At 56.5% G+C, this 25,770-nt stretch carries 24 protein-coding genes; 10 read left to right on the top strand and 14 right to left on the bottom strand.

Going from position 1 to position 25,770, the window contains the following annotated elements; translation table 11 throughout:
* Nucleotides 1-3: 3 nt before the first annotated feature.
* Nucleotides 4-918, bottom strand: a complete 915-nt coding sequence (locus tag SERAS12_RS10245) for a LysR family transcriptional regulator (protein ID WP_013812592.1) — start codon at nucleotides 916-918, stop codon at nucleotides 4-6.
* A 147-nt stretch (nucleotides 919-1,065) separates the two neighbouring features.
* On the opposite strand from SERAS12_RS10245, the gene SERAS12_RS10250 reads away from it, so the two are divergent.
* Nucleotides 1,066-2,463, top strand: a complete 1,398-nt coding sequence (locus tag SERAS12_RS10250) for an amidohydrolase family protein (protein WP_013812593.1) — start codon at nucleotides 1,066-1,068, stop codon at nucleotides 2,461-2,463.
* A gap of 146 nt (nucleotides 2,464-2,609) precedes the next feature.
* On the opposite strand, the gene pckA is transcribed toward SERAS12_RS10250, so the two are convergent.
* Nucleotides 2,610-4,229, bottom strand: a complete 1,620-nt coding sequence (gene pckA, locus SERAS12_RS10255) for a phosphoenolpyruvate carboxykinase (ATP) (RefSeq protein WP_041416061.1) — start codon at nucleotides 4,227-4,229, stop codon at nucleotides 2,610-2,612.
* Nucleotides 4,230-4,759: 530 nt separating this feature from the next.
* Between pckA and SERAS12_RS10260 the strand changes: the two genes are divergently transcribed.
* Nucleotides 4,760-6,064, top strand: coding sequence for a 2-hydroxycarboxylate transporter family protein (locus SERAS12_RS10260; RefSeq protein WP_371105546.1), 1,305 nt, complete (start codon nucleotides 4,760-4,762; stop codon nucleotides 6,062-6,064).
* 208 nt (nucleotides 6,065-6,272) lie between these two features.
* Here the strand turns inward: SERAS12_RS10260 and SERAS12_RS10265 are convergent, their stop codons facing one another.
* Nucleotides 6,273-6,482: a hypothetical protein gene (locus SERAS12_RS10265; RefSeq protein WP_004943477.1), complete on the bottom strand. Its 210-nt coding sequence runs from the start codon at nucleotides 6,480-6,482 to the stop codon at nucleotides 6,273-6,275.
* Nucleotides 6,483-6,650: 168 nt separating this feature from the next.
* On the opposite strand from SERAS12_RS10265, the gene SERAS12_RS26445 reads away from it, so the two are divergent.
* Entirely contained in the window at nucleotides 6,651-6,815 is a 165-nt protein-coding gene (locus SERAS12_RS26445) for a hypothetical protein (RefSeq protein WP_013812596.1), read from the top strand.
* Between the two features lie 30 nt (nucleotides 6,816-6,845).
* On the opposite strand, the gene yniD is transcribed toward SERAS12_RS26445, so the two are convergent.
* Nucleotides 6,846-6,953 carry a small membrane protein YniD gene (yniD, locus tag SERAS12_RS26605; protein ID WP_020438901.1) on the bottom strand — a complete coding sequence of 36 codons (108 nt, stop codon included), beginning with the start codon at nucleotides 6,951-6,953 and terminating at the stop codon, nucleotides 6,846-6,848.
* A 330-nt stretch (nucleotides 6,954-7,283) separates the two neighbouring features.
* Between yniD and SERAS12_RS10270 the strand changes: the two genes are divergently transcribed.
* Both SERAS12_RS10270 and SERAS12_RS10275 read left to right on the top strand, forming a co-directional pair.
* A complete protein-coding gene (locus SERAS12_RS10270; protein ID WP_013812597.1) occupies nucleotides 7,284-7,676 on the top strand; it encodes an ASCH domain-containing protein in 393 nt (130 codons plus the stop codon).
* A gap of 1 nt (nucleotide 7,677) precedes the next feature.
* Entirely contained in the window at nucleotides 7,678-8,280 is a 603-nt protein-coding gene (locus SERAS12_RS10275; RefSeq protein WP_013812598.1) for a C39 family peptidase, read from the top strand.
* Between the two features lie 54 nt (nucleotides 8,281-8,334).
* On the opposite strand, the gene SERAS12_RS10280 is transcribed toward SERAS12_RS10275, so the two are convergent.
* From SERAS12_RS10280 to yebS, 10 genes are all read right to left on the bottom strand, one after another.
* The gene (locus SERAS12_RS10280) at nucleotides 8,335-8,574 is read right to left on the bottom strand and encodes a YebV family protein (RefSeq protein WP_004943489.1); all 240 of its coding nucleotides are present in this window, start codon (nucleotides 8,572-8,574) and stop codon (nucleotides 8,335-8,337) included.
* A gap of 137 nt (nucleotides 8,575-8,711) precedes the next feature.
* Nucleotides 8,712-9,644 (bottom strand): spore coat protein U domain-containing protein, encoded by a 933-nt coding sequence (locus SERAS12_RS10285; RefSeq protein ID WP_013812599.1) that lies wholly within the window; start codon nucleotides 9,642-9,644, stop codon nucleotides 8,712-8,714.
* Between the two features lie 19 nt (nucleotides 9,645-9,663).
* Entirely contained in the window at nucleotides 9,664-12,153 is a 2,490-nt protein-coding gene (locus SERAS12_RS10290) for a fimbria/pilus outer membrane usher protein (RefSeq protein ID WP_013812600.1), read from the bottom strand.
* Nucleotides 12,154-12,160: 7 nt separating this feature from the next.
* The gene (locus SERAS12_RS10295) at nucleotides 12,161-12,925 is read right to left on the bottom strand and encodes a molecular chaperone (protein ID WP_013812601.1); all 765 of its coding nucleotides are present in this window, start codon (nucleotides 12,923-12,925) and stop codon (nucleotides 12,161-12,163) included.
* 23 nt (nucleotides 12,926-12,948) lie between these two features.
* On the bottom strand, nucleotides 12,949-13,497 hold the full coding sequence (locus SERAS12_RS10300) for a spore coat U domain-containing protein (RefSeq protein WP_013812602.1): 549 nt from the start codon (nucleotides 13,495-13,497) through the stop codon (nucleotides 12,949-12,951).
* A 5-nt stretch (nucleotides 13,498-13,502) separates the two neighbouring features.
* Complete coding sequence (locus SERAS12_RS10305) at nucleotides 13,503-14,006, bottom strand: spore coat U domain-containing protein (RefSeq protein ID WP_013812603.1); 504 nt, start codon at nucleotides 14,004-14,006, stop codon at nucleotides 13,503-13,505.
* Nucleotides 14,007-14,008: 2 nt separating this feature from the next.
* Entirely contained in the window at nucleotides 14,009-14,548 is a 540-nt protein-coding gene (locus tag SERAS12_RS10310) for a spore coat U domain-containing protein (RefSeq protein WP_013812604.1), read from the bottom strand.
* A gap of 272 nt (nucleotides 14,549-14,820) precedes the next feature.
* A complete protein-coding gene (gene rsmF / locus SERAS12_RS10315) occupies nucleotides 14,821-16,257 on the bottom strand; it encodes a 16S rRNA (cytosine(1407)-C(5))-methyltransferase RsmF (protein WP_013812605.1) in 1,437 nt (478 codons plus the stop codon).
* A 101-nt stretch (nucleotides 16,258-16,358) separates the two neighbouring features.
* Nucleotides 16,359-18,989 (bottom strand): PqiB family protein, encoded by a 2,631-nt coding sequence (locus tag SERAS12_RS10320; protein ID WP_013812606.1) that lies wholly within the window; start codon nucleotides 18,987-18,989, stop codon nucleotides 16,359-16,361.
* Nucleotides 18,958-20,205 carry a membrane integrity lipid transport subunit YebS gene (gene yebS, locus SERAS12_RS10325; protein WP_041416567.1) on the bottom strand — a complete coding sequence of 416 codons (1,248 nt, stop codon included), beginning with the start codon at nucleotides 20,203-20,205 and terminating at the stop codon, nucleotides 18,958-18,960. The genes SERAS12_RS10320 and yebS overlap by 32 nt, the downstream gene beginning before the upstream one ends.
* A 603-nt stretch (nucleotides 20,206-20,808) precedes the next feature.
* Here yebS and SERAS12_RS10330 point away from each other — a divergent pair.
* The 5 genes from SERAS12_RS10330 (at nucleotide 20,809) to htpX (ending at nucleotide 25,727) form a co-directional block, all read left to right on the top strand.
* Entirely contained in the window at nucleotides 20,809-21,306 is a 498-nt protein-coding gene (locus SERAS12_RS10330; RefSeq protein WP_013812608.1) for a GAF domain-containing protein, read from the top strand.
* A gap of 95 nt (nucleotides 21,307-21,401) precedes the next feature.
* Nucleotides 21,402-22,112 carry an RNA chaperone ProQ gene (gene proQ / locus SERAS12_RS10335; RefSeq protein ID WP_004943519.1) on the top strand — a complete coding sequence of 237 codons (711 nt, stop codon included), beginning with the start codon at nucleotides 21,402-21,404 and terminating at the stop codon, nucleotides 22,110-22,112.
* Between the two features lie 19 nt (nucleotides 22,113-22,131).
* Entirely contained in the window at nucleotides 22,132-24,177 is a 2,046-nt protein-coding gene (gene prc, locus SERAS12_RS10340) for a carboxy terminal-processing peptidase (protein WP_013812609.1), read from the top strand.
* A gap of 94 nt (nucleotides 24,178-24,271) precedes the next feature.
* On the top strand, nucleotides 24,272-24,652 hold the full coding sequence (locus tag SERAS12_RS10345; RefSeq protein ID WP_013812610.1) for a DUF4260 domain-containing protein: 381 nt from the start codon (nucleotides 24,272-24,274) through the stop codon (nucleotides 24,650-24,652).
* Between the two features lie 196 nt (nucleotides 24,653-24,848).
* Complete coding sequence (gene htpX, locus SERAS12_RS10350; protein WP_006320327.1) at nucleotides 24,849-25,727, top strand: protease HtpX; 879 nt, start codon at nucleotides 24,849-24,851, stop codon at nucleotides 25,725-25,727.
* Nucleotides 25,728-25,770: the final 43 nt, after the last annotated feature.

Here is a 25,770-nt window from a genome sequence, read left to right on the forward strand (position 1 = left end):
ATGTCATCGGTCCACTCGCGTTGACCGATCAACCTTTAATAATCCGGTTATCCAGTCAGCAAATGCCTGCACGGCTGGCGAGAGAAAACGTTGATGCGGATAGAGTAAGGTCACCGGCACGGATGCGGGTTGACAGTCCGCCATAACTTCGATCAACCGGCCTTCCTGCAGATGCTCGGATACCACTCTCTCAGCAAGTTGTGCCAGCCCGAATCCTTCAAGACACATTTTTATGTAGAGTCCCGTCTCATTGACGGCTGCAATGCCGCTGACCGGTACCGATATTTTTTCAGCGCCGCTGAGGAAGCACATTTCACCCGCTCGCCTGGTGTGTCCTGAAAAATAATGGATGGCCCGGTGGTGAGACAAGTCTTCTGGGGTCTGTGGAATACCGTTCTCGCTGAGATAGGCCGGGGAAGCACACGTCACCCAGCGAAACCGCCCGAGTGGGCGAGCAACGAGCGTTGAGTCATTGAGCACTCCTGTCCGAATGACGCAATCTACGCCCTCCTGAACGAGATCGACCTGCCGATCGTTGACGCCTATCATCAGGTAGATATCCGGGTACCGTCTGTAAAAGTCTTTCAGGTTTGGCATGACGACAAAATGTGCAATGCCTCCAGGCATATCAACCCGCAAACGTCCCTGCGGCCGTTTTACGGAATCAGTCAGGCTGGACTCGGTATGCTCAATCAGCTCGAGTATTTCCCGACACTGCGCCAGATACTGTGCGCCCTCGGTCGTCAGACTGACCCGCCGCGTTGTTCTGTTCAGCAGCCGCACCTGCAGATATTTTTCAAGATTTTTAATCGTGCTGCTCACCGTTGAGGCCGGTAAAGAAAGCGTTTCCGCCGCGAGAATAAAGCTCCCTGCCTCTGCCACTCGGACGAAAATCTGCATTGCCTGGATACGGTCCATATTTTTTTCCTTAAGCCGCAACGAAAGCAAGCGGGGGGCACATTATTGTTCGTAATTACTGAATAATGAAAACAGTTTAGCCCTCTTTTTTGGAAGTATCACTTTCCGTACCTTTGCTTCACAACATTCAAGAAAGGTGAACCGAAGATGACTGATTATACCCGGAATATCGTACAGACCCCTGACTCGCCGGCCCCCCGGACGCTTATCCGGGGAGCCACTGTTCTCAGCATGGACGGTGATATTGGCAATTTGATCAGCGGCGATATCCTTATCGAAGGCAGCACTATCACGGCCATAAATGAACACATTGAGGCCAGCGACGCCGTTGTTATCGACGCGTCCGGCATGATTGCCATACCCGGCATGGTCGATACGCATCGTCACTCATGGGAGGGGCAATTGCGCCGGCTTAATCCGAATGCCGCAACGCTTGAAGACTACTGCAACGCTACGCACTACTCTTTTGCCAAATACTATCGCCCGGCTGACATGTATATCGGCAACTTGCTTACTGCTCTGGGCTGCATCGATGCCGGCATCACCACCGTGATTGATAATTCGCACAACAGTCGCACCGGCGCACACTCCGATGCAGCCGTCGAGGCGCTTATTGACGCCGGTATCCGGTCCGTACATGCCTCCGGCGCACCCGTGTCCGGAGAATGGGACAAGGCGCACTGGCCCGGCAATCTGGCGCGCCTGCAGGAAAAGTATTTCAAAAAAGGAGACAACAACCTGATCTCGCTGGCCGTGATGGCACAGCTGGAGCCTGAACTGTGGGCTGAAGCCCGGCGACTTGGCCTGCCGATTATCACCGAGTTTTTCGGGGGAGAAATGGCGGCAGAGCTGGAAGGGCTACACCGGAAAGGACTGCTGGGCTCTGATAATATCTTTAACCACTGCACCGCACTGCCGGATGCCGGATGGCAAATTCTGCGTGAGGCGGGCGTGCGAGTTAACGTGTGTCCGCGCTCAGATGCGCACTACGGCATCGAGGATGGGATGTTCGCTATGCAGTCAGCCCTGCGTCACGGTATCAGCCCGGGGTTGAGCGTGGATAACGAAACGTCCTACAGCGGCGACATGTTTATGGAGATGCGGGTGGCATTTTATCTTCAGCGCGTCAAGGGCATGCACCAGCGGCAGTGTTGCGGATCAGAACATCATTCGGTGACCCTGCAGGCCCAGAACCTGCTCAAAGCCGCCACTGCAGACGGCGCTGCCTGTGCAGGATTGCAGGACAAAATCGGCAGCCTGGCACCAGGAAAACAGGCCGACCTGATCCTTATACGTACCGAGGACATAAACCTTTACCCGTCAGGCAACGCATTCGGTACCGTGGTGCACGCGACCGAACGCAGCAATATCGATACGGTCATGATTGGCGGACGCGTGGTCAAGCGCGCCGGCAAGGTACTGGGGGTGGACAGCGAGCGGCTCCGTGCGGCGATCGACGAGTCCCGTCAGCATCTTTTTGCAGCTGCAGGCTACCGGCCCGACATTTTTGCCGAGACGTTTGTGCCGCTTGAGTCGGCCCGGTAAGGAGGAGCGAGATGAGCGCAGTCTATTATCTGCCGGTCATCGGCGCGGGATTGGGCATTATCCAACACCCCGTGGTTTCACCCATTCAGGAGGAATCATGGAAATAAAAAGGGCGCCTTCAGGCGCCCGGATAAAACAGGGAGTGTTTACAGTTTCGGCCCGGCGTTCACCAGCTTTTCGCCTGCCGGAGTCACAGTGTATTTAGCGAAGTTATCGATAAAGCGCTGTGCCAAATCCTGTGCTTTTTCCTGCCACAGCGATTCATCGGCGTAGGTTTTGCGCGGGTCGAGGATCGAAGGATCGACGCCCGGCAGCGCCGTTGGGACCGCCAGGCCGAAAATCGGCAGGGTGAAGGTCTCGGCGTGCTCAATCTCACCGTTCAGGATCGCGTCGATAATGCCGCGGGTGTCCTTGATGGAGATGCGTTTGCCGCTGCCGTTCCAGCCGGTATTCACCAGATAGGCCTGGGCACCGGCCGCTTCCATGCGTTTCACCAGCACTTCGGCGTACTGTGTCGGGTGCAGCGTCAGGAACGCGGCGCCGAAACAGGCGGAGAAGGTGGGGGTTGGCGCGGTGATGCCACGTTCGGTACCGGCCAGCTTGGCGGTAAAACCGGACAGGAAGTGATACTGGGTTTGTTCCGGCGTCAGGCGCGAAACCGGCGGCAACACCCCGAAAGCATCCGCCGTCAGGAAGATGATCTTCTTGGCGTGGCCGGCCTTGGACACCGGCTTGACGATGTTTTCGATGTGGTCGATCGGGTAGGACACGCGGGTATTTTCGGTCTTGCCGGCGTCATCGAAGTCAATGCTGCCGTCTGCCAGCACCTGCACGTTTTCCAGCAGCGCATCGCGACGAATGGCCTGATAAATTTCCGGCTCTGCCTGCTGCGAGAGCTTGATGGTCTTCGCATAACAGCCGCCTTCAAAGTTGAACACGCCGTCGTCATCCCAGCCGTGTTCGTCGTCACCGATCAACTGGCGCTTGGGATCGGTGGAGAGGGTGGTTTTGCCGGTGCCGGACAGGCCAAAGAATATCGCCACGTCGCCTTGTTCGCCGACGTTGGCCGAGCAGTGCATGGAGGCGATGCCCTGCAGCGGCAGCAGGTAGTTCATGATGGAGAACAGACCCTTTTTCATTTCGCCGCCGTACCAGGTGCCGCCGATCAGTTGGATACGCTCGGTCAGGTTGAAGGCGACGAAGTTCTCGGAATGCAGCCCCTGCTGTTGCCAGTCCGGGTTGGTGCATTTGGCGCCGTTCATCACCACGAAGTCCGGTTCGAAACCGACCAGTTCGGCGTCGCTCGGGCGGATAAACATGTTCTTGACGAAGTGCGCCTGCCAGGCCACTTCGGTAATGAAGCGCACCTTCAGGCGGGTATCGGCATTGGCTCCGCAGAACGCATCCACCACAAACAGGCGTTTGCCGGAGAGCTGATTGCCCACCAGGGTTTTCAGGTGCTGCCAGACTTCCGGCGACAGCGGTTGGTTGTCGTTTTTGCCGGTGCCGTTATCGGACCACCAGACGGTATCGCGAGTGGTGTCGTCACGAACGATGTATTTGTCTTTCGGGGAACGGCCGGTGAATTCACCGGTATCGACGTTGACCGCGCCCAACTGGGTCAGCGTACCGCGTTCCAGCGCCGGCAGGTCGGCGCGGGTTTCCTCGGTAAACAGTTGTTCGTAACTTGGGTTATAGACGATCTCGGTAGCCTGATGGATACCGTAGCGGGCCAGTGTTTGTGGGGTAACAGCGATTGAAGACATATCTACTTCCTTATCGGTTCTATGCCCGTAGCCTTTCAAGCCGTGGAGTCGTTGGCAAAAATGAAAGCCATAGGGCATATATTATGTGCCTCACTCCTGCACGGTGCCGCGTGCAGAGAAGAGGCTCGGGTACAGCTGACCGGATTCAGCTAATTACTGCTCCGGTTCTCATTAATAAACGCACGGATTTTTACTTCCATCTATAGCATAGCAGTGAATTTTAACCTGATTAATTTAATTACAAAACGCTGACGATAATTAATTAAAACCAACATTGACTGGGGCTCACAATATTGAATTAACGCGACGCAATTTAGTTTTGTATTTTTATTTTTTATCATATTGTCTGAGCTGTCCACTGTTTTTTCCATTATTAAAAAACGAAAATACGCAATAAAATTTATGATAAACATTTGTTTTTGTTTAATAACGTTCTTCGCTTGTGGTTAGGCGAACCGTTCCGCACCGAACACTTGTCAGCAGGGTGAATAATGAAACAGATAAATGCAGAAGTTGCCTGTGAAAAAAATATGCCACTACCTGATTCATCAGGGTTAATTAATCAAATTCGACAAATGGATATCGGCGCGGTTCCGGTCGCGTTGTTTATCACTATTTGCGCCATTGTTACCGTGTCGGCCTACGCCAACTTCTTGCCGAAAAATATGATCGGCGGCCTGGCGGTGATTATGACGCTGGGTTTTGCACTGGCGCATTTAGGCAAAAGTATTCCCGTGTTGCGCGATATCGGCGGCCCGGCCATTTTGTGCCTGATGGTGCCTTCGGTTCTGGTTTACTTTAACGTCTTCCAGCCTAACGTGATGGGTACCGTCCATCTGCTGATGAAAGAAGCCAACCTGCTGTACTTCGTTATCGCCAGTTTGGTGGTAGGCAGCATACTCGGCATGAACCGGGTGATCCTGATCCAGGGCATGATCCGCATGTTCGTACCTTTGGTGGTCGGGACGGTAACGGCGGTGGCCACCGGGTTGCTGGTGGGCAAGCTGTTTGGCTTTACCTTCTATCACACCTTCTTCTTTATCATCGTGCCAATCATCGGTGGCGGCATAGGTGAAGGTATTTTGCCGCTGTCGCTGGCGTATTCCGCCATTTTGGGATCGACGCCGGACGTTTACGTGGCGCAATTGGCGCCGGCGGCGGTGCTGGGGAACATCTTCGCTATCGTCGCGGCTGGGGTTCTGGCGCGTATCGGCCTGCAGCGCAAAGCGCTGAGCGGGGACGGCATGCTGATCCGCTCGGCGCAGGAAAACGCGGTGTTCGCCATCAAGGAAACCAACGGCAATGTCGATTTCCAACTGATGGGCGGCGGGCTGCTGGTGATCTGCGCATTCTTTATCGTCGGCGGTCTGTTTGAACACATTGTGCACATTCCCGGCCCGGTGCTGATGATTCTGTTTGCCGTCCTGTGCAAATATTGCCGGGTGATCCCGGTCTCGATGGAAACCGGCGCGCACAGTTTTTATAAGTTCGTTTCTACCGCGCTGGTGTGGCCGCTGATGATTGGCCTGGGCATGCTGTATGTCCCGCTGGAAAGTGTGGTGGCGGTGTTTTCGGTGGGCTATGTGGTGGTCTGCGGTTCGGTGGTGTTGTCGATGGGCGTGGTGAGCTTCCTGATTGCGCCTTACCTGAAAATGTACCCGATTGAAGCGGCGATCGTCACCTGCTGCCACAGCGGGTTGGGCGGTACCGGTGACGTGGCGATCCTCTCTGCGTCCAACCGTATGGGGCTGATGCCGTTCGCGCAAATTGCCACGCGTATTGGCGGTGCTTCGACGGTTATTGGCGCAACGTTATTGCTGGGTTGGTTAATCTGAGCCCAAAATTTATGATGGAAAATCGGGGACATTCCTCCGGTTTTTTATTTTGCTGCTGATAGACCAGAGCAACAAAAATAGGGATTTTTGGCAAAAACGCGATAATTCCTATTAATTTCATCGGGGCAGCCTGACATAGTAACGCTCAGAAGGCCGGGCTTGCATACCTCGGGCTTCTGCCGAATCGCCAACCATTCCGGTTGGCGATTCACTTTCCATCTTTCAGCATGTTGATTGCCGCACCGATCAGGATCCGGCGTTCGATATCGTTGCTTTCAGCCAACTGCCGCGCCAGGTGCTTCGCCAGCGTTTCTACCGATAATACCTCGCCGCGATGGCGCAGTTGCATCACGCTGTCACCGATCAAACGGGCGACCTCATCCCACACGGGTTTTATCTCCTGCTCCGAGAACATCATCGTTTACCTCGGCTGGGTGATTTTTGGTCAATGTAGCAGTTGGGCCCGGGGTTCGCCACTGCACCGGTCGCACAACGCTAAAACCGGAAGCATAAAAAATAAGGCATCAGTGTTTCTTCTGGTTTTTTCGCCCAATACTTAGCTTGTCGAATATCTGGAGGGTGCGTGATGAAACTGGTCGATCAACTGGCGGAATACTTTCGCCTGAGCCGGCAGGCAGAAGTGCAAAATCGGTTGTGCCGTCTGTGGTTGCCGCAGGGGGAGGCACGAATAGCCTATCTGCGGGAACTGCTGGAGCCGGTGGCTAAAACGCCGGGCGAACGACGTAACTGAAAATAGCGCCGGCGTTCGGTCGGGTGGGGGTTAACCGAAGACCATTGCCGCCCAGCGCAATAACAACAGGGCGACGCAGATTAACAACAAAATCAGAAACATCTTCCAGTGCTTGGTGCGCATGCGTTTGGTTGCCAAGGTGATCTCCTGTTCTATTGATCAGCTGAAATACCAGCCGCCGATAACAAAGAGAGCAATCACGACCAGCGCAATGACTTTTAATAAGTCACTGAAGGTGTCATCGGGGTCTTTGTCGTCATTTTTCATTTTACCGCCTGGTTGTAAGCCATGGTGTGAATATCGCTCACAGTATGCCTGTTGTCCCGGCGCAGGCACAGAGATTTACCGTAAAAAGCCTGTAAATGGTGTGGATTTGCGCCGCAGCGCGGTGAATTCGGCAGGTGCAGGCGGCGGGGAATACGTTGTACTATTCTCTCTGCACAATGATTCATTTAATAAGGTAAGGCAATGGCAGAAGCAATTCCGAAGAAATATGAGAACACCGAGCGTTGGGCGTTCGGCAACACCGAGCAGCAGGCTGATGATGTGGTCAAGCTGATCCTCAATGGCACCAAGACCGCCACCTGTTCCAATCTTGACGGGGAAGGTATCCCGCTGGCCGGCGACGTGTTTGTGGTGGTTGACGGTAAAAATGTTCCGATCTGTGCGGTAGAACTGACCACCGTGGAGATGAAAACCTACGATCAGGTTGATGAAGCGCATGCCTATGCCGAAGGGGAAGGCGATCGTTCATTGGCTTACTGGCGTAAAGAGCTGCAGAGTTTCTTTGAAGAGTACGACCTGTTTTCGCCGGATATGACGCTGGTGCTGATGAATTTCAAAGTGATAGAGACTTTCTGATTTGACGAGCGCGGTCCCCTACGTTTGCCAATGGGCGACGCCTGAACTGGCGGCCGATCTGATTGCCGGGCGTGCGACATTGGCGCAAGACGTCAACTGGGCGCGCAGCGGGGCGCGCGATCGGGCGGAATATATCGAATGGGCCAATCACGTTTGCGGCATGGCCTGCCTGAAAATGGTCCTGAGCCACCGCGACGGCGATGCGCCGCCGGTGTTGGAGCTGGCGCGCCGCAGCCTGCCGTACGGTGCCTATGTGCGTGATGGCGAGCACATCAAAGGGCTGATCTACGCGCCCTTTGTCGACTATGTGCGTGAGCAGTTTGCGTTGGACGCCGAGGTGCGGGTCGGCCTCGACGTGGAAGCGTTGCCGCAATTGCTGGCGCAGCGACGCTATTTTATGGCTTCGGTGCACCCAGGCATTCGCCAGCCCGATCGGCACCCGCCGCAGCGGGGCGGCCATCTGGTGCTGGTCACCGCCGTTGAGGCCGAGAACGTAACCTTTCACAATCCTTCCGGCGACAGCCAAGCCACGCGCCAACAGGTGACGCTGCCGCTGAGCCGTTTTGGCCGTTTCTTCGCCGGTCGCGGTATCGCCATCACATAAAAAAACGCGCCGTGTTCCCTGTGGTACACGGCGCGTTTTTCAGTTCATCGTTGTTCATGCCAGCCGCATCACCCAGGCGTCGGATTGCCGATCGTAATGCTGCTTAAACAGCAGCGAATGCTTGCCATCCAGCGTCGCCGGAATGCTGGTGTGTTCATCCCAACCGTCTAATTGCATGCACAGGTCGGGATCCGACTTGCAGGGAATGGTCAGCGTGCTGGCCTGCTCGGACGAGGAGGACAAATGCGCATCATCAACCTCAAAACTGCCTATTTTTACCACGGTTTTGCCCATTGGAACTCCTTGCTCGATTTTCTGGTATGAGGTATGACCAGTTGAGGTCACCTCTATGAGCATAGCCAAATGAGCAAAAAATGCCACATAAAAAATACAAACTGGCAACAATCGCCGCAAGCGACTAGCGCATGGGGCTAATATTCCACGACAAAGCTGAGATTGTCCTGATAGGCGCCGACCGGCCTTTCGGTTTGCGCAGCGTTAATCACCGCCAGATAGGGAATGCTTTGCGCCAGCCCCGTGCCGGCGCCGCTTTGCTTATTGGTGCTGTCCCAGACGGTGGTGGTATTGGGCAGGTAAATTTGATACTGCATAAAATTGCTGGTGCCGCTTTTCATCTGCCGCCAACCGGTGACCGGGTTATTGCCGTTGGTGAAATAGGTGTTATAACCCTCGGTTTTGGTGCAGGTGAGGGTGATGCTCTGGTTCACCGGATTAAACTGGCCCACCAGCGCCATGCTGCCAAAATTGACGTTTTGCGCGGTGCCAAGCAGGCAGTCTTTGGTGATCACGGCGGTAACGGTGACGGTACTGGTTTTGTTGACGCCGTCCCACCAGATGCACAGACCGAGCACGCCCAGACCGCAGATATGGTAGTTCCAGGTCAGGTTGACGGTATCGGTATAGGTGCCGGACCGTACGTTCGTCCCGGCGGTGGTCCTGATATACATTGGGAAGTTGACGTTGGATGAGATCAGAATCAGCGACAGCAGGTTCAAAGAGCTGTAGTCGATAGTTTGCCCGACGCTGAACGCGTATTGGTAATTCGAATCGGGGTAAATCAGGTACGGAATTTGATCGCCGGAACCGTCGGTGTTGGCTATCGCCATGTTGTGGGTGGTCGAGGTGATTTTCACCGTCACGGTATTTTGCGTCAGCAGCGACAGGCCGAGGCCGGTGCAGTTCAGTCCGGCAGTACCCTGGGCGCTGGTCGGGCCGTTGTAGACGCTGAAAGAGCTGCCGCCCGGCAGCGTCACGCTGCCATTGGTGGTGGTGCAGTCAGCCAACGCCCGCTGACTTGCCAGTAGCATCAGCGTCAGTAATATCGCTTTGAATCCCCGAATCATATCTTTCTCCATAAATGGGTTACTGGCAAACGATCGGCCCGATGCTCTGGATGCCCTGCGTTTTTGTCAGGCTGAACTGCGCCTGACAAGGTGCGCTACCGTCTGCGGGAATAACGCTCAACCGGTTGTGCTGCTGCACCGGATCCAGATAGGCCATGCCGTCCCAACCGACATAGCTGCGTTGACTGCTGCCGGTCACCGCAACCTCGCTGCCGTTGGCCAGCGGTTTGCCTTGCGCATCGACCAGTTTGACGTCGGCGGCGGAGATCGGCTGAACCGGAAAATCGACCAGGAAACCGCTGTGATCGCGGATCGCCACGGTTTTTTCGACGGTAGGAATGGCAACGTCCGCAGGGAGGTTGAGCGGGTCGATCTGGAATTTGGCGTGGTAATACGAAGTCACAGTCGGCACCAGAAGGTAGCCTTTGGCGTTGGTCACGCCGATCAACTGATTTTCATAGCGCACCGGAATGTCCGGGTAGCCTTGGGTTGAGACCAGCGCGAAAGCGTCGTTGATGGTGTTGGTGGCGTACAGATCGCCTTTCATCATCACCAGCGAGCCGCTCACTTCTCCCCAGCGGGTATTGTCGTCGCTGTTGCCGTACATTCCGGCGCGAGCCTCGAGTACACGGGTGCGCCAGGTCATGTCGGCCTGACGGTAGCTGCTGCTGTTTTGTCCATCCGCGTAGGCCAGGTTCCAGCCCAGGCCACCGTCGGTCGGCGCGGCGCGGCTGTAGCTGACGCGTTCGCTCCAGCGGTTATTGTTGTCGCGGGAAGCGCTGACGCTGGCAGTGCCCCAACTGTCGAAGGGAATGGAGAGCTGTAGTTGGGTACTGTAACCGCTGCTGCCGATCTCCCGGTTGACCGAGGCATACAGGCTCATGTTGCGCCATAACGACAGGCTGTAGGAGACGTTGACCAGCCGGGTGCGCGTGCCGATAGCGTCACGCACGTCGAAATAGCCGGCGCCAATGCTGCCGGCGCGGCCAAGGCCGAGGCTGCCGGTGAGTTGATCGGTACGGCGGCTTAGGCGGTAGTCGCTCTTATAAACCGAAACATCGCCAAAGCCGGCACTGCGCAGGATACGCTGGGCGTTGAGGCTGAAATACCGGTTGCTGTAGGTGTAGCCGAAGCTGCTTTGATCGCCCCGGTTGCTGGTGTATTGGTAGACCGCTTGCGGATCGGGCTGCGGCAATGGTTGGCCGGTCAGCGGATCGTAATAGTTTATCTGTCGCGAAGATTGATAATCGTTAAACGCGTTGTCGCCGGCCTGGCTGTAGCTGTACGACGCGTTGAACACGCCCCACTGGCCGAGTTTGATATCGGCACCTGCACCGCCCACCGCCAGTTCCGCCGCCGCTTCGGCGCGGCCTTCCATCGTCAACCAGTCCGTGACGCCGTAACGTCCGCTGCCGCTGGTGACCCATTGGCCGTAATCGGCTGAATTCAGGCCATAATTTCGGCGCAGGGCGCCGGCGGAAAAGCTGAAATCGCTCATGCCGGCTTGCAACAGGTTGCTGGCGACATAAAAAGGCACCAGGGTGCTGACCTGGCGGCCCAGCGCGTCGGTGGTGACCACCCTGGCCTCGCCCGCGCCGTTGATGTAGGGCACCGTATCCAGGGTGAAGGGGCCTGGATTGACGCTGGTGGTGCTGTTTTTATAGCTGTTGATATACAGATCGACGCTGCTGGGCACCGCCGCCTGGCCGGAAAACTGCGGCAGCGGATAGGTGATCAGGTCTGGGCGGGCGGTAAAATTACGCGCCAGTTGGATGCCGCCAATACGCACGGCACTGCTCCAGGGCAGTGAGCCGGTGGTGAGATCGCCGGCGGTATAGCTGAGCAGACGTTCATCATCCGTGTAACGCCACTGGCTGTCGTAACGAATATAACGGCTCTCCTGGCTATCGCTGCTGGAGCGGTTAAAGCTGCCACGGAAAATGCCGGTGTTCGCCACCACGCCAAAACCGTCAAACAGCCGCTGTTCGCTCCAGGCGGAAAGGTAGCCCGGCTGACCGTTGGCGTTGCTTTGGCTGGCGTAAACGTCGTAATTGAACAGCAGGCCGAGGCTGCTTTGCGCCGGCAGGCGATCCAGCGGGTTCTGCGCGTTGAATTTTTGTTTGGGTAGCCAGTCGTTGGGGATGTTGATCAGCAATTGCTGGGTTTCGCCGCTGTAAGTGACATCCACCTGCTTCAACAGGTCGACCGCAATTTCTTTTGCCTGCTTGTCCGCCACCGGCAGGCCGGCGTCAATCAATTGCTGCGGCGTGAGATAATAGTGGCCGCCACGGTAGTTCACCGGCACCACTTTGCCGGTCTGGCGGCCATTGACCACCGGCTCCAGATACAGGGTGGTATCCGGCATGCTGATGGCGCTGGGCGGCGGCGGCAAATCATCGGCGCGCGCAAGCGGCGCCCACGGCGTAGCCACCGCGCACAGTATGGCGAATGCCAACGGCTTCAGCCCGAATCCGTTGCTCCTGAGTGACGGCGTCCCTGTTAACCGCATGTGAAACTCAGTAAGACGAGAAGGTTATCGGTTGTTTATTGTCATTGACCGTGGCCTGCAGTTTACCGCTGCTGAAACTGCCTGAAGGCGGCACGGCAAAGCGCATTTGCGAACCGGGCAACACGTAACCCATCAGCCCGGCATTGAGCGTTTTTCCCTGTATCGTCACTTTGGAGATGCGTGCGTGCACAATGCCCTGATTACGCACTTCCAGCCAGCGTTGGCTGCTTTGCTGCAATAGCCGGTAACTGAGTTGCGGTTGGTTGGCGGTGGCGTAGTCGCGAGGTTTTTCAGAATCCGGCTTGGTCCAGACGCCCTGGCCGCTGACAAACAGCGGCACGGAATAACGCATCTGGAATTTCAGCCCCATCTGGGCACCGGCGGGCGTGGATGAGCTGTCGTTTTCTTTTACCGGCACTTCATCAATCAGAATGCGGTAGGCACGTTCCTGGCCGGCGGGCGGCGGGGTCTGCTTAATCAACCGGATCAGTTGGCGCTTGCCCGGCGCTATCGAGGCGACCGGCGGGCTGGCGATCACCTCGCTCTGGTTACTGTAATCGTCTTTGCCGTCGGTTTGCCTCCAGCCAAGCACCCGTACCTGCATGTAGACCGGTTTAGTGTCGCGGTTTTCCAACCACAGCGCCGTTGCGGGCTGTTGATCTTCAATTACCGGATCGATGGGCCAAATCAGAATCGACGCTGCAGCCAGTGCCTGTTGCTGGCCGACAAGCAGCAGCGCTGCCGTCAACGGCAGACGGAAGGGAATTCGCATAGCTAAATCCTTATTCAAAGTACTTAATAAGTTACCGTCAGTAAGACCGTATCGTTGTAAGTGCCACTGGTGGGCAGGGTACTGGCCGAAAACAAACGGGCATAAACTTTTATTTCCTGAGTACTGCCGGTGGCGGCGATCACTTGCGCAGCGCCACCGTTGCCGCCATCGCCCCACAGCGTGGAGTAGTTGTTGTCCTGGTAGAGTTGATAAAGCAGCGTCTCCGTGGTCAGGGTATTTTTTAGTTTTCGCCCTGCGGAGAGGGAACCGGTGATGTTGTTGCCGACGCCAAGCGCCAGCGTGACGCTCAGGCCCGGGTTGCAACGTAGCAGCACTGAACCGGCCCCGGCGCTGGAAACGATGCTGATATTGCTGGCCAACGAAGAGATCTGACCAAAGCTGAGGGTGCCGAAGGTGGTGACATCGCTGTTGCCGCTGCCCAAGACGCAACCTTTGACTACCGTTGCATTGACGGTAAGGGGCGTGCTCTTTTGCAAGTCATTGACACCGGTGTCACCGATTGCCGGGGCCGCCGTCATCCCGAGCAGTAGCACGCAGGCTGAAATGCGCATTGCCGTTACCAATTGATGGTCACCTGTACGGTATCGGTGTAGCTGCCGACCGGCGGGGTGGATTGCACCGGGATCATGCCATACACCGGCAACCAGTTATCCTGGCCGTTAGCGGTTTGGGATACCCCGGTCAGGTTATCCCAAATGACGCTATGGGCGCTGTTGGTGTACAGGTTGTAGTTTACCCGTTGGCTGGCAGCGCTTTGCAGGTAGCGGGCTGCGGTGTTGCCGCTTTGCCCACCGCCAAGCAGCACGTTGTAGCTGGTGCCGTTGTTGCACTTAACGCGGATGGCACCGGCATTTTGTTGCCCGGCTACGCTGACGGCGGTAGTGAGAAAATACACCGTGCCAAAGTTCAGCGAGCCGAAGCTGACGTTGCCCCCCGAGCTGCTGCCGGCTTCGCACGCATTCAGCAGAGTGGCGCTGACGCCAATATTGGCGGTTTTGCTATCGGCATAAACCGCCAGACTTAACGCCAGTAATCCGCAACCGAAAACCGCCTGCCGCACCCTTACCAGGTTACCGTCATCGTCACGGTATCGTTATAGGTATCGGCCGCCGGAGTGCTGCCCGCAGCCGGGACACGGCCGTAAACAATCAGAGGAACTGCCGCGCCGGTGCCGGTGCCGGTTCGGGCGTTAGCGCCGCTGCCCCAGGCGGTAGCGCGGGCTTGATCCTGGTAGAGGTTGTAATTGATAAAGGCGCCGGCGGCGCTGGCCATGCGGCGCTGAGTGCCGGAGGTCACGTGCAGCCCGTTGTCCAGCGCTACGGTATAGTCGGTCCCGCTGGTACAGGTCAGCGACAGCGTGCCTGCGCCGCCGGAACCGGTTGCGCTGGCGTCGATAATATTTGCAAGCGAGGAGTAGGTGCCAAAGCTGATGGAGCCAAAATCATTGACTGAGCCGCTGCTGTTTCCGCCACCCACGACGCAACCTGCGCCAATGGTTAACGTCACCCCCAGGTTGCCCTGAATGGTACCCGCTGCGTTGGCTGCGCCGTTTGCGCACAGCAGGGTTGCTACCGAGGCCAATGCCACCAGAGTATTTTTCATTTTTTGTTCCTTGCTGTGCCAGAGAGATCCGCAAAGCGCCATCCAAAAAAGGTTGAACGCATTAATTTCTTTATAGGTTAATTAATAGGATAAGAATTCAGAATTGTCTTGGTGGGGGGGGCTAAAAATTTTCTTTATTTTGAAAGGTATCAATATTGTGCAGTCTGGGAAGCAGAAAGGCGTAAATGTAGAATCATTAGAAGGGTAATGCTTACCCTTAGGAATATTATTAACGGTATTAATTGGCCGGGATTTCCCGGCCAATTAATAAATTATTGATGGAAATCCAGTGTGCCGTCGCGGACCAGTTCGCGCGGCAGGTTGTTTTTAATGCGGCTGCCGATACGTTTGGCGATACCCAGCGGTTGCTGTTGGTAGGTCAGGATGCATTCATCGCTCTGCGGCGGTGGCTCCGGATACAGATCGCGGCCGTGATACCACTCTTGCGCCAGCGCGGCGTCCAGCTCGAAACGCTGTTTGCCGTCGGCGGTGGCCAGCGCGATAACGGCTTCATGTTGCCAGCGGTATCCTTTAGGGAAACACTCGGCCAGCTTCACCCCGATGCGTGAGAAGCGCACTTTGCTGATCAGCGGCTCCAGTTCGGCAGGGAACAGCCAGATCTCTTTATCGCGCGCCCACAGTCGGCTGGTTTCATCCCAGGCGAGCCCCGAGGTTGCTGCGGCCTGGCTAACCACGGTCGAATCCTTGCCGGAAAGCGGGGTGAACGGGAATTTGCCCAGTTTGTAACTCGGTTTCGGCAACGGGGTAACAGAATGGTTCTTGCGCAGGCGTGCCACGAAAAAGCCCTCGCTGTCGTAGATCTGCGGGAAGACGTGCAGGAAGCCTTCGGTGGTAAGCGCCTTTTCCGCACCGGGGAACAGCTCGCCCAGCGGTTCAATGCTCACCGCATCGCCGTAGGTCGCCAACAGGCCGTTGACGATTTGCTGATTTTCCTGCGCGTTGAGCGTGCAGGTGGAGTAAACCATGACGCCGCCAGGGGCCAGAGCGTGGAAAGCGCTGTCGATCAGTTCGCGTTGGGTTGCCGCAATAGCGGCAACGCTTTCCGGCGACCAGTTGCTCATGGCGTCCGGGTCTTTGCGCACCACGCCTTCGCCGGAGCAGGGGGCGTCCAGCAAAATGGCATCAAAGCTTTCCGGCAGCGCCGCGCCGAACACCCGGCCGTCAAAGTGGGTCAGCGCGACGTTTTTTACGCCACAGCGGCTGATGTTGGCGTGAAGGACTTTAACCCGGCTGGCGGAGTATTCGTTGGCCACGATACCGCCCTGATTGTTCATCAACGCGGCAATCTGGGTGGTTTTGGAACCCGGCGCTGCGGCGACGTCCAGTACCCGATGCGGTTTTTCCCGATCGGCGAACAGTGCGCTGACGGGCAGCATTGAGCTGGCTTCCTGAATGTAAAACAGGCCGCTCAGGTGTTCCGCCGCGCTGCCAAGCCGCAACTCTTCATCCTCACGCTCGATCCAAAAACCTTCCGCACACCAGGGAATGGGTTCCAACCGCCAGTCATAATCGTTCACCAACGCCTGAAAATCGGCGACGCTGATCTTCAACGTATTGACCCTCAGGCTGCGGCGCAGCGGGCGTTGGCAGGCGGCTATAAAATCGTCCATCGACAGTTCGGCGGGCATGACGGCGCGCGTCGCGTCGAGAAAAGCGGGAGGCAAAAAAACGGAGGCAGGTTTGGCCACGGGGCGAGCTCTCTGGCAACAATCAAAATAAGGGCGGGATTCTAGCATAAAACGGGCCGACAGGGGGAGTGGGGCCCCCCTGCCGGCATTGGGTTACGCGCTTAATCCCTTGGGATTGCGGTGCCCCATTCCTTCCAGTCTTTCGGCTCTTCCGCATTCAGCATGAAGTGCTTGTTCGGCGTCGATTTAGGCGCCAGCGGAATGGTTGGCGGGGTGGCGAAGGCAATGCCGCCGCGGATGAACTGCTGGAAGGTGCCGCTCTTGATCACGCCGCCGGTCAGGCCGAACTGCAAGTTGTAGCCGGAGGCCAGCCAGAACACGCTGTTGTTGCGCACCAGGTGCTGATATTTCTTGCTGATGCGCAGTGCAACGTGGACGCGGTCGGACATGGCGCCCAGATAGAAACCGGTGATGGTACCGACCTCCATGCCACGGAACAGCACCGGAGTGCCGACCTGCAGCGAGCCGGTTTCCGCTGCGTCGAGGATCACGCTCAGGCCGTCCAGATAGCGTGAGTCGGTGATGCTGGCTTCCTGCAGTTCGAAGCTGCGCAGTTCGCGCCCTCGGCCTGGTTCAACGTTGATATACGGCTGCAGCAACGTATCGAGGTTGCTGACCCCCGCCGCAGAAATTTCCGGCGACACTACGGAGAAACGGCTGCCCAGACGTGCGAAGGTCTGTACGTATTCCGGATACAGCACCGCTTTGGCCAGCACTTCGTTGCGCTCCGGCGCCAGTTTGAGCGAATCCACCTGACCGATATCGATGCCGAGGTAACGCAGCGGCATGCCGGGCGACAGCTTGCTGGCATCGTAAGTTCTCAGGACAATCTGGCTGCCTACCGCGCGGGCGGCGGTTTCATTGGCATACAGCACGCGTTTGGCGCCTTTATCCAGCGTCACGCCCTGCAGATTGTCGAAGCTGATGGCGCCTTTCAACGCCCGGTTGAGCGGCGAAGCCTGTACCGACAGGCCGCTGCCGTTCAGTTGAACCTTGGCGCCGCCTTCGGCCCAAAAGATGCTTTCGCTGGTAAGCAGTTTGCGGTATTCCGGGCTGATATAGACGTCCACCTCAAACTCGTTGGCTTTCGGGCGAACGTTAACAATTTCGCCCACCTGGAATTTGCGGTACAGCACCACCGAACCGGTCTGCACGTCCGGCAGGCTGACGGCGTTCAGCGTGAGGGTTGGCGTTGGGCTGTTGCCGATAATGCCGGCCTCGGCCTTCTCGGCGTTGGCATACAGCGGATACTGGCCGACCGGCTCACCCTTGCTGCCGGGGATGATGCGCACGCCGCCATCCAGCCACTCTTGCGCGCTGGCGCCCAGCACTTCCATGCCGTCGATCCCCAGCTTGACGTCGACGCGGCTGTTGACCACGAATTTGCTGTCTTTATGCAGCAGGCGGCGGTATTGGGCTTCGACGGCGGCGGTGAATACTACGCCGCTGTCGGTCAGTGCGCGGCTCATCACCTGGCCGACCTTGACGCCGTGCACAATCAGCGGCTGGCCTACGTCGATGCCATAGCTTTGCGGGGCATTGAGCGTCACGGTCAGCACACCCGGCTGTTGCAGCAGGGTTTCGCTGCTGTCGAGTACGTTGAAATGCTGCTGCGGTTCTCCGTCACCCGGCGCCAGTTCCAGGGTATTGCCGGTCAGCAGTTGGCTGATTTTGGCGTCGTTAAGACTGAGGCGCGGGCTGCGCATCACAATGCGCGTGCCGCTGCGCATCAGGTCCACCACGGAGGGATCGACGGTCAGTTCGCCGCTGACCTTACTGTCCTGCTGCAGCGTCAGCTTGGTCAAGGTGCCCACCTGCAGCCCCTGGTAAATCAGCGGCGTGCGGTTCTCGCTGAGGTTATTGCCGCTCGGCAGATCCAGCGTAATGTTCACGCCGCGTTGGCTGTGCGCCAGATCCGGGTACAGGTCATAGCTTTGGTCGGCCTTGGCCTGTTGACCGTCGGGCGGGGAGTCAAAGGCGATTGCGCCGTTGACCAGCGCCGCCAGGCTCTCAACCTGTACCGAGGCGCCTGCCAGGCTGAAATCGCCCTTAAAGCCTGAAACATTCCAGAAGCGGCTGTTACCTTTCACCAGATTGGCGAAGCGGCGGTCGATCAGCACGTCGACAGTAACGCCCTTATTACCTTCGGCAATGGTGTAGTCGTAGACTTTGCCGACCGGAATCTTACGGTAATACACCAGCGAACCGGTATTGAGCGAACCGAGGTCGTCGGCATGCAGGTGAATCATCAGTTCACCGGTGTTCAGACGGTATTTGGGTTGGGTATCGAGCGCGGTGAAATGGGTTTGCTCTTTGCCGCTACCCGGCATCATACCGATGTAGTTACCGCCGACCAGCGCGTCCAGGCCGGATATCCCGGCCAGTGAGGCTTTTGGCGTAACCAACCAGAATTGGGTACCTTCGCGCAACGAATCTTCCAGATCGCTCTTGATGCTGGCTTCAACCACAATGCTGCGCAGATCCTTGCTCAGGCTGATGGACTGCACTGTGCCGACTTCCACCCCCTGATAGCGCACAGGGGTACGGCCCGCGACGATGCCCGCCGCAGACTGGAAATCGATGGTGACCGTGCTGCCGCGCTCCTGAAAGTTGCTATAAACCAGCCATCCCGCGATCAGCAGGGCGATAAACGGCAGTAACCAGAATGGCGAAATGCGGCGCTTGTTTTTGACCCGCGCTTCAGTCGGTGTATTCGGCGTTTCCTGTTGCATGTGCATCCCAAATCAATCGGCTATCCAGCCACTCTACGGCAAGAATAGTTAAAATGACCGCAGAACCAAAGTAAAAGGCTGCCGGCCCCATAGTAAAAGATAACAGCTGGTCGCGATTCACCAGCGACATCATCAACGCAATGACGAACAGATCGAGCATGGACCAGCGACCGATCCAGGTGACCAGTCGCAGCAGACGAATGCGCGTCTTCAGGCTGTGCGAGGTCTTGAAGTGTATGCTGAACAGCAGGGTGATCAGCACGATGACTTTGGTAAAGGGTACCAGCACGCTGGCGATAAAAACGATAGCGGCGATCGGTGCGTTGCCGGAGGTCGCCAGCGACACGACCCCGGAGAAAATGGTGTCTTCGAGCCGTGCACCGTTGGCGTAAACGATGGAAATCGGCAGCAGGTTGGCCGGGATCAGCAAGATCATCGCCGCAATCAGCGCCGCCCAGGTTTTTTGCAGGCTATAAGGCTGGCGGTGACACATGGGAATATGGCAGCGCGGACAGCGCCCACGCTCGTCCGGATAGCCGGTGAAATGGCACGACAGGCAAACATGCAGTGCCGCCGGCGGGCCTTCCGGCTGTTCCTGCGGGTAATAGCGCTCCCACAGCTGCTCCAGATTGAGGTGAATCAGGGTCAGGATACTGAGCAGCGTGAGCGACAGATAGGCTATCAGCGCGCTGCCGGCCTGGATATCGGCATACTCTTTGACTTTTATCGCCGCTACCGCCATGCCGATCAGGTAAATATCGAGCATCACCCATTCTTTCAACCGCTCCAGCATCAGCAGTACCGGCCGTAAATTCATGCCGATGGCGTGGCCGAAACGCAGGTAAAGCAGCGACAGCGCCAACGTCAAAGGGGCACCCAGGGTACAGAACGCCACCATGCTGGCGGTGAGCGGGTCGCCCTGGCGGCTCATCTGCCAGATGCCTTCCAGCAGGCTGGCGTCAATGCGCGTGCCCAACAGGCGGATGCTGATCAGCGGCTCGCTGAAGGCGAACGGCATCAGCAGCAGCATGGCGACCGCCATGGCGGTCAGGCGGGTCATCGACCAGTCGCGGCCATGTACCACTTTAGCATTGCAGCGTGGGCAGTAAGCGGCCTGATTGCCGTTCAGCGGCGGCAACACGAACAGCAGGTCGCATTCGCAACAACGCTGGTGGCGTGCTTTGGAAAGAGGGCCGGTGATCGCGTGTATTTTCATCATGACAAAGCTGCTCTAAAGCCCGCCGGAGGGATAGCGTGGCTGAAAAATAAACCTGCTGTAACCCGCTTCGGGTAACGCGCGGCGCGGTAAACAGGGTTTCTGCGAGGCAAACATACCTTGCCCGGCAGGGGTTTGTGAAGCAACAGATGAATAAGCCGATGGCTATACGCATTTTTTGTAGGAAGCACAATGCGGGCCGACGCTCGCCGCTGCATTTGCTGGGGTGGCCTTTCTGGACATGACTTCATTATAGCCACGGCGGCCATTTGCGGGCTGCCGGCGGAGGCAACGGATGGCTGGTCTTGCGCGTCGTTGAACGTCATAACTACCAATGTATTGATATTAAAAGAATAAATTTCAGGGCGTTTGAGCCGCAGTTCCTTGCGCTAACTCCCTGTTTCAAAACGTCTCATGATTGCTTTGGACAACGCGGCGCAATAGCAATTATGCTGGAGGTAAGCCGACAGGAAAATGGCAAGACAGCGAAACTACCTGCATGATATACAATAGAAAATCAAATCTATTGTAGCTTGCGCACATTATGACTGGTTCCTGTGTTTCTCTCTACTCAGCACGGGAATAGATAACCATGGTTAACAAATGACAAAAGAAGAATTCTACGCGGAATTAAAACGCGATTTGGGTGCGTTGCTCGACGGGGAAACCAACTTCATTGCCGCACTGTCCAACGCCAGCGCCTTGATTAATGAGCGTCTTGACGACGTCAATTGGGCCGGCTTTTACCTGATGGACGGCAACCAACTGGTGCTCGGTCCGTTCCAGGGGAAAATCGCCTGCGTGCGCATTCCGGTGGGCAAGGGCGTATGCGGAACCGCGGTGGCGGAAAATCGCGTGCAGCGCGTTGGCGACGTCCATGCATTCCCGGGTCACATCGCCTGCGACGCGGCCAGTAATGCGGAAATCGTACTGCCGCTGCAGGTTAGCGGTCAGATCATCGGCGTTCTTGATATCGACAGCACAGTTTATCAACGTTTCGACGAACAGGACCAACAGGGTCTGGAAGCAGTGGTGGCGGGGCTTTGCGTGCAACTGGAACACTGTGATAGTGCGAAATACATCACTGTGACGGCAAGTTGATCTACGGTTAACGTGGCATTTACCGATGACGTCATTATAATGACGCCTGTTCATGCCTGTGGCTTGTTGGCAACCCGTTGTAATCAGGAAATTTCATGGAAAATCAACCTAAGTTGAACTCTAGTAAAGAAGTCATTGCTTTTCTTGCCGAGCGTTTTCCGCTCTGCTTTAGCGCCGAGGGCGAAGCTCGCCCGTTGAAAATCGGTATTTTTCAAGATCTGGTAGAGCGTGTTCAGGGGGAAGAAAGCTTAAGCAAAACGCAATTACGTTCTGCACTGCGCCTGTACACCTCAAGCTGGCGTTATCTGTACGGTGTCAAAGTTGGCGCGCAGCGCGTCGATCTGGACGGTAATCCGTGCGGTGAGCTGGAACAGCAGCATGTCGACCATGCCCGCCAACAGCTTGAAGAAGCCAAAGCGCGCGTTCAGGCTCAGCGTGCCGAACAAAATGCCAAAAAACGTGAAGCTGCCGGTGAATCAGCCGATGCCGAGCCACGCCGTCCACGTCCAGCCGGTAAAAAACCTGCTGCACGTCGCGAAGGCGGAGCCGCACCGGAGAACCGCAAGCCGCGCCCACAAACTCGCCCACAGCAAGCTCGCCAACCTCGTGCAGCAAAAGAGGAAAGCCAGCAGCGTCATGTGCCAGTCACGGATATCTCTAAACTGCAAATTGGCCAAGAAATCAAAGTCAGAGCAGGCCAGAGCGCGATGGATGCAACCGTACTTGAAATCGCTAAAGATGGCGTACGTGTGCAGCTCTCTTCCGGTCTGGCGATGATTGTGCGCGCAGAACACTTGCAGTTCTGATACGGAGGCCAACCAAGGCATGAACAAATTTGTCAGATTAACAGCGGTCGCGGGTCTGTTGTGGGCGGGTGTCAGTTACGGAGCGGATACAGCCAACATCCGCATCGACCAACTGCCTCAGCTTCATCAGGAACCGCAGCATGCTACTGTGAGTGAGCGCGTAACCTCGCGCTTCACTCGCTCTCATTACCGCCAGTTTGCCCTCGATGCGGATTTTTCAGGCAAGATCTTCGATCGCTACCTGAATATGCTGGACTACAACCATAACGTGTTGCTGGCCTCCGACGTGGCGCAGTTCGCCGACAAGCGCAATCAGCTGGGCGAAGAACTGAAAAGCGGTAAGCTGGATACGCCATACGCGCTGTACAATCTGGCCCAGAAACGCCGTTTTGAGCGTTACACCTATGCGTTGTCGTTGCTCGAAAAGCCGATGAACTTTACCGGCAACGAAACTATCGATCTCGACCGCAGCAAAACGCCGTGGCCGAAAGACAAGGCCGAACTGGACAGCCTGTGGGATGCGAAAGTCAAATATGACGAGCTGAACCTCAAGCTGACCGGCAAAACCGACAAAGAAATCCGCGAAACGCTGATCAAACGTTATCAGTTCGCCATTAAGCGCCTGACGCAAAGCAACAGCGAAGACGTGTTCCAACTGGCGATGAATGCCTTTGCGCATGAGATCGACCCGCACACCAACTATCTCTCCCCGCGCAACACCGAACAGTTCAACACCGAGATGAGCCTGTCATTGGAAGGCATTGGTGCGGTGCTGCAGATGGATGACGATTACACGTTGATCAACTCCATGGTGCCGGGCGGCCCGGCCGCGAAGAGCAAGGCGATCACCGTGGGTGACCGCATTGTCGGCGTCGGCCAGACGGGTAAACCTGTGGTCGATGTTATCGGCTGGCGTCTGGACGACGTGGTTTCCCTGATCAAAGGGCCGAAGGGCAGCAAAGTGCGTCTGGAAATCCTGCCAGCCGGCAAGGGCACCAAAACCCGCGTAGTGACGCTGACCCGCGAACGTATCCGCCTGGAAGACCGTGCGGTGAAAATGACCATCAAGACCGTCGGCAAAGAGAAAGTGGCGGTGATGGACATTCCTGGCTTCTACGTGGGCCTGACCGATGACGTAAAAGTGCAACTGCAGAAGATGGCCAAGCAGAACGTCAAGAGCCTGATCATCGATCTGCGAACCAACGGCGGCGGCGCGTTGACCGAAGCGGTCTCGCTCTCCGGTTTGTTCATTCCGAGCGGCCCGGTGGTGCAGGTGCGTGACAACAACGGCAAAGTGCGTGAAGACGCGGACACCGACGGCATCGTTTACTACAAAGGCCCGCTGGTGGTGCTGGTTGACCGCTTCAGCGCCTCTGCTTCCGAGATCTTTGCCGCTGCGATGCAGGACTACGGCCGTGCGCTGATTGTTGGTGAACCGACCTTCGGTAAAGGTACGGTGCAACAGTATCGCTCGCTGAACCGCATTTACGATCAAATGCTGCGGCCGGAATGGCCGGCGCTGGGCTCGGTGCAATACACCATCCAGAAGTTCTATCGCGTTAACGGCGGCAGTACCCAGCGTAAGGGCGTAACGCCGGACATCTTGATGCCTACCGGTGTCGATCCAGCGGAAACCGGCGAGGCGTTCGAAGATAATGCCATGCCTTGGGACAGCATCAATGCGGCTACCTACAGCAAAACCGGCGACCTGACGGCGTTCGATCCTGAACTGCTGAAAGACCATGAGCAGCGAATCGCCAAGGATCCGGAGTTCCAGTACATCGCGCAGGACATCGCTCATTACAAGGCGCTGAAAGACAAGCGTAACATCGTCTCACTCAATCTTGTTCAGCGCGAGAAAGAGAACCACGATGATGACGCTACCCGTTTGCAGCGCATCAACGATCGTCTGCAGCGTGCCGGTAAAAAACCGTTGAAGGCGTTGGAAGATTTGCCGAAGGATTACCAGGAGCCGGACCCATACCTGGATGAAAGCGTGCATATCGCGCTGGATCTGGCTCACCTTGAACAGGCGCAGCCAACCCAACAGCCGGCGGCGAAATAACGCAGTCGAGTAAATAAAAAACGCACCTTCGGGTGCGTTTTTTGTTAAGCGCCGCTGAAGGCGCATTTAGGCGTCAAACATCCTGTGAGGCAAGATGAGCGAACTAACTCCCCCGATGCGCGTTACTCTGCGGCTTGAGTCGCTGCTGGTTCTGTTGGTGTCCGTAGCGTTGTATCACCACCGGGATTACAGCGGGTGGCTGTTCGCTGGCTGTTTCCTGATACCGGACATTTCATTCCTGGGCTATGCGTTTGGCAAAAAGGTGGGGGCGATCGGTTATAACCTTGCTCATTCCTATATCGGTCCGGCGCTGTGCGCCTTACTGTTTGTCTTTTTCCCGCAGCCGTTCTGGCTGATGACGGCGCTGATTTGGAGTGCCCATATCGGCTTTGACCGCACCTTGGGTTACGGGTTGAAATATGCCCAAGGTTTCGCCTATACCCACCTTGGGCGTTTGAACAACAAACACCGCTGATTTGCCGCAGAAAAACCACCGCATTACGCAACAATCGTTTACAATTTGAAAAGCCATGCTGGAACGCCGATTTTGTAAAGTTTCGTATTTTTAGTAGGTTAATGGCGTGCAACTCTTGAAACTGTGACGAATGCCCATACGATCTAGGGTATCCGAGACAGTGTTTTGTTAACATTTATGAGGAAGTAAACATTTTATGATGCGTATAGCTCTGTTCCTGCTCACCAACCTGGCGGTGATGTTGGTTTTCGGGCTGGTGCTCAGCCTGACAGGAATCCAATCCAGTAGCGTTCAGGGTCTGATGATTATGGCCGGTCTGTTTGGTTTCGGCGGTGCGTTTGTCTCCTTGCTGATGTCCAAATGGATGGCGCTGCGCTCCGTAGGCGGGGAAGTGATTGAACAGCCGCGTAACGAAACCGAAAACTGGTTGCTGGAAACGGTGCGCCGCCAGTCGCAGCAGGCAGGCATTGCCATGCCGCAGGTCGCTATTTATCACGCACCGGACATTAACGCTTTCGCTACCGGCGCACGCCGTGATGCTTCACTGGTTGCCGTCAGTACCGGCCTGTTGCAGAGCATGAGTCGGGATGAAGCGGAAGCGGTTATCGCACACGAAATCAGCCACGTCGCCAACGGCGACATGGTCACCATGACGCTGATTCAGGGCATCGTGAACACCTTCGTGATCTTTATCTCGCGCCTGATTGCGCAAGTGGCCGCCGGTTTCCTCGGCAACCGCGACGGTGAAGGCGAGAGCAACGGCAACCCGATGATTTACTTCGGTGTGTCGATGGTGCTGGAATTGGTGTTCGGCATTCTGGCCAGCATCATCACCATGTGGTTCTCACGCCACCGTGAGTTCTACGCCGATGCAGGTTCCGCCAAATTGGTGGGCCGCGAGAAGATGATTGCTGCGCTGCAGCGTCTGAAAACCAGCTACGAGCCGCAGGAAGCGGGCAGCATGATGGCGTTTTGCATCAACGGCAAATCCAAGTCGTTCAGCGAACTGTTCATGTCGCACCCACCGCTCGACAAGCGTATCGAAGCGCTGCGTTCAGGTCAGTATCTGAAGTAACGCTGAGAAGGTTAAACACCCCGGCTTGCCGGGGTTTTTTATG

This window comes from Serratia sp. AS12 (assembly GCF_000214195.1).
In the GTDB taxonomy this organism is placed as follows: domain Bacteria; phylum Pseudomonadota; class Gammaproteobacteria; order Enterobacterales; family Enterobacteriaceae; genus Serratia; species Serratia plymuthica.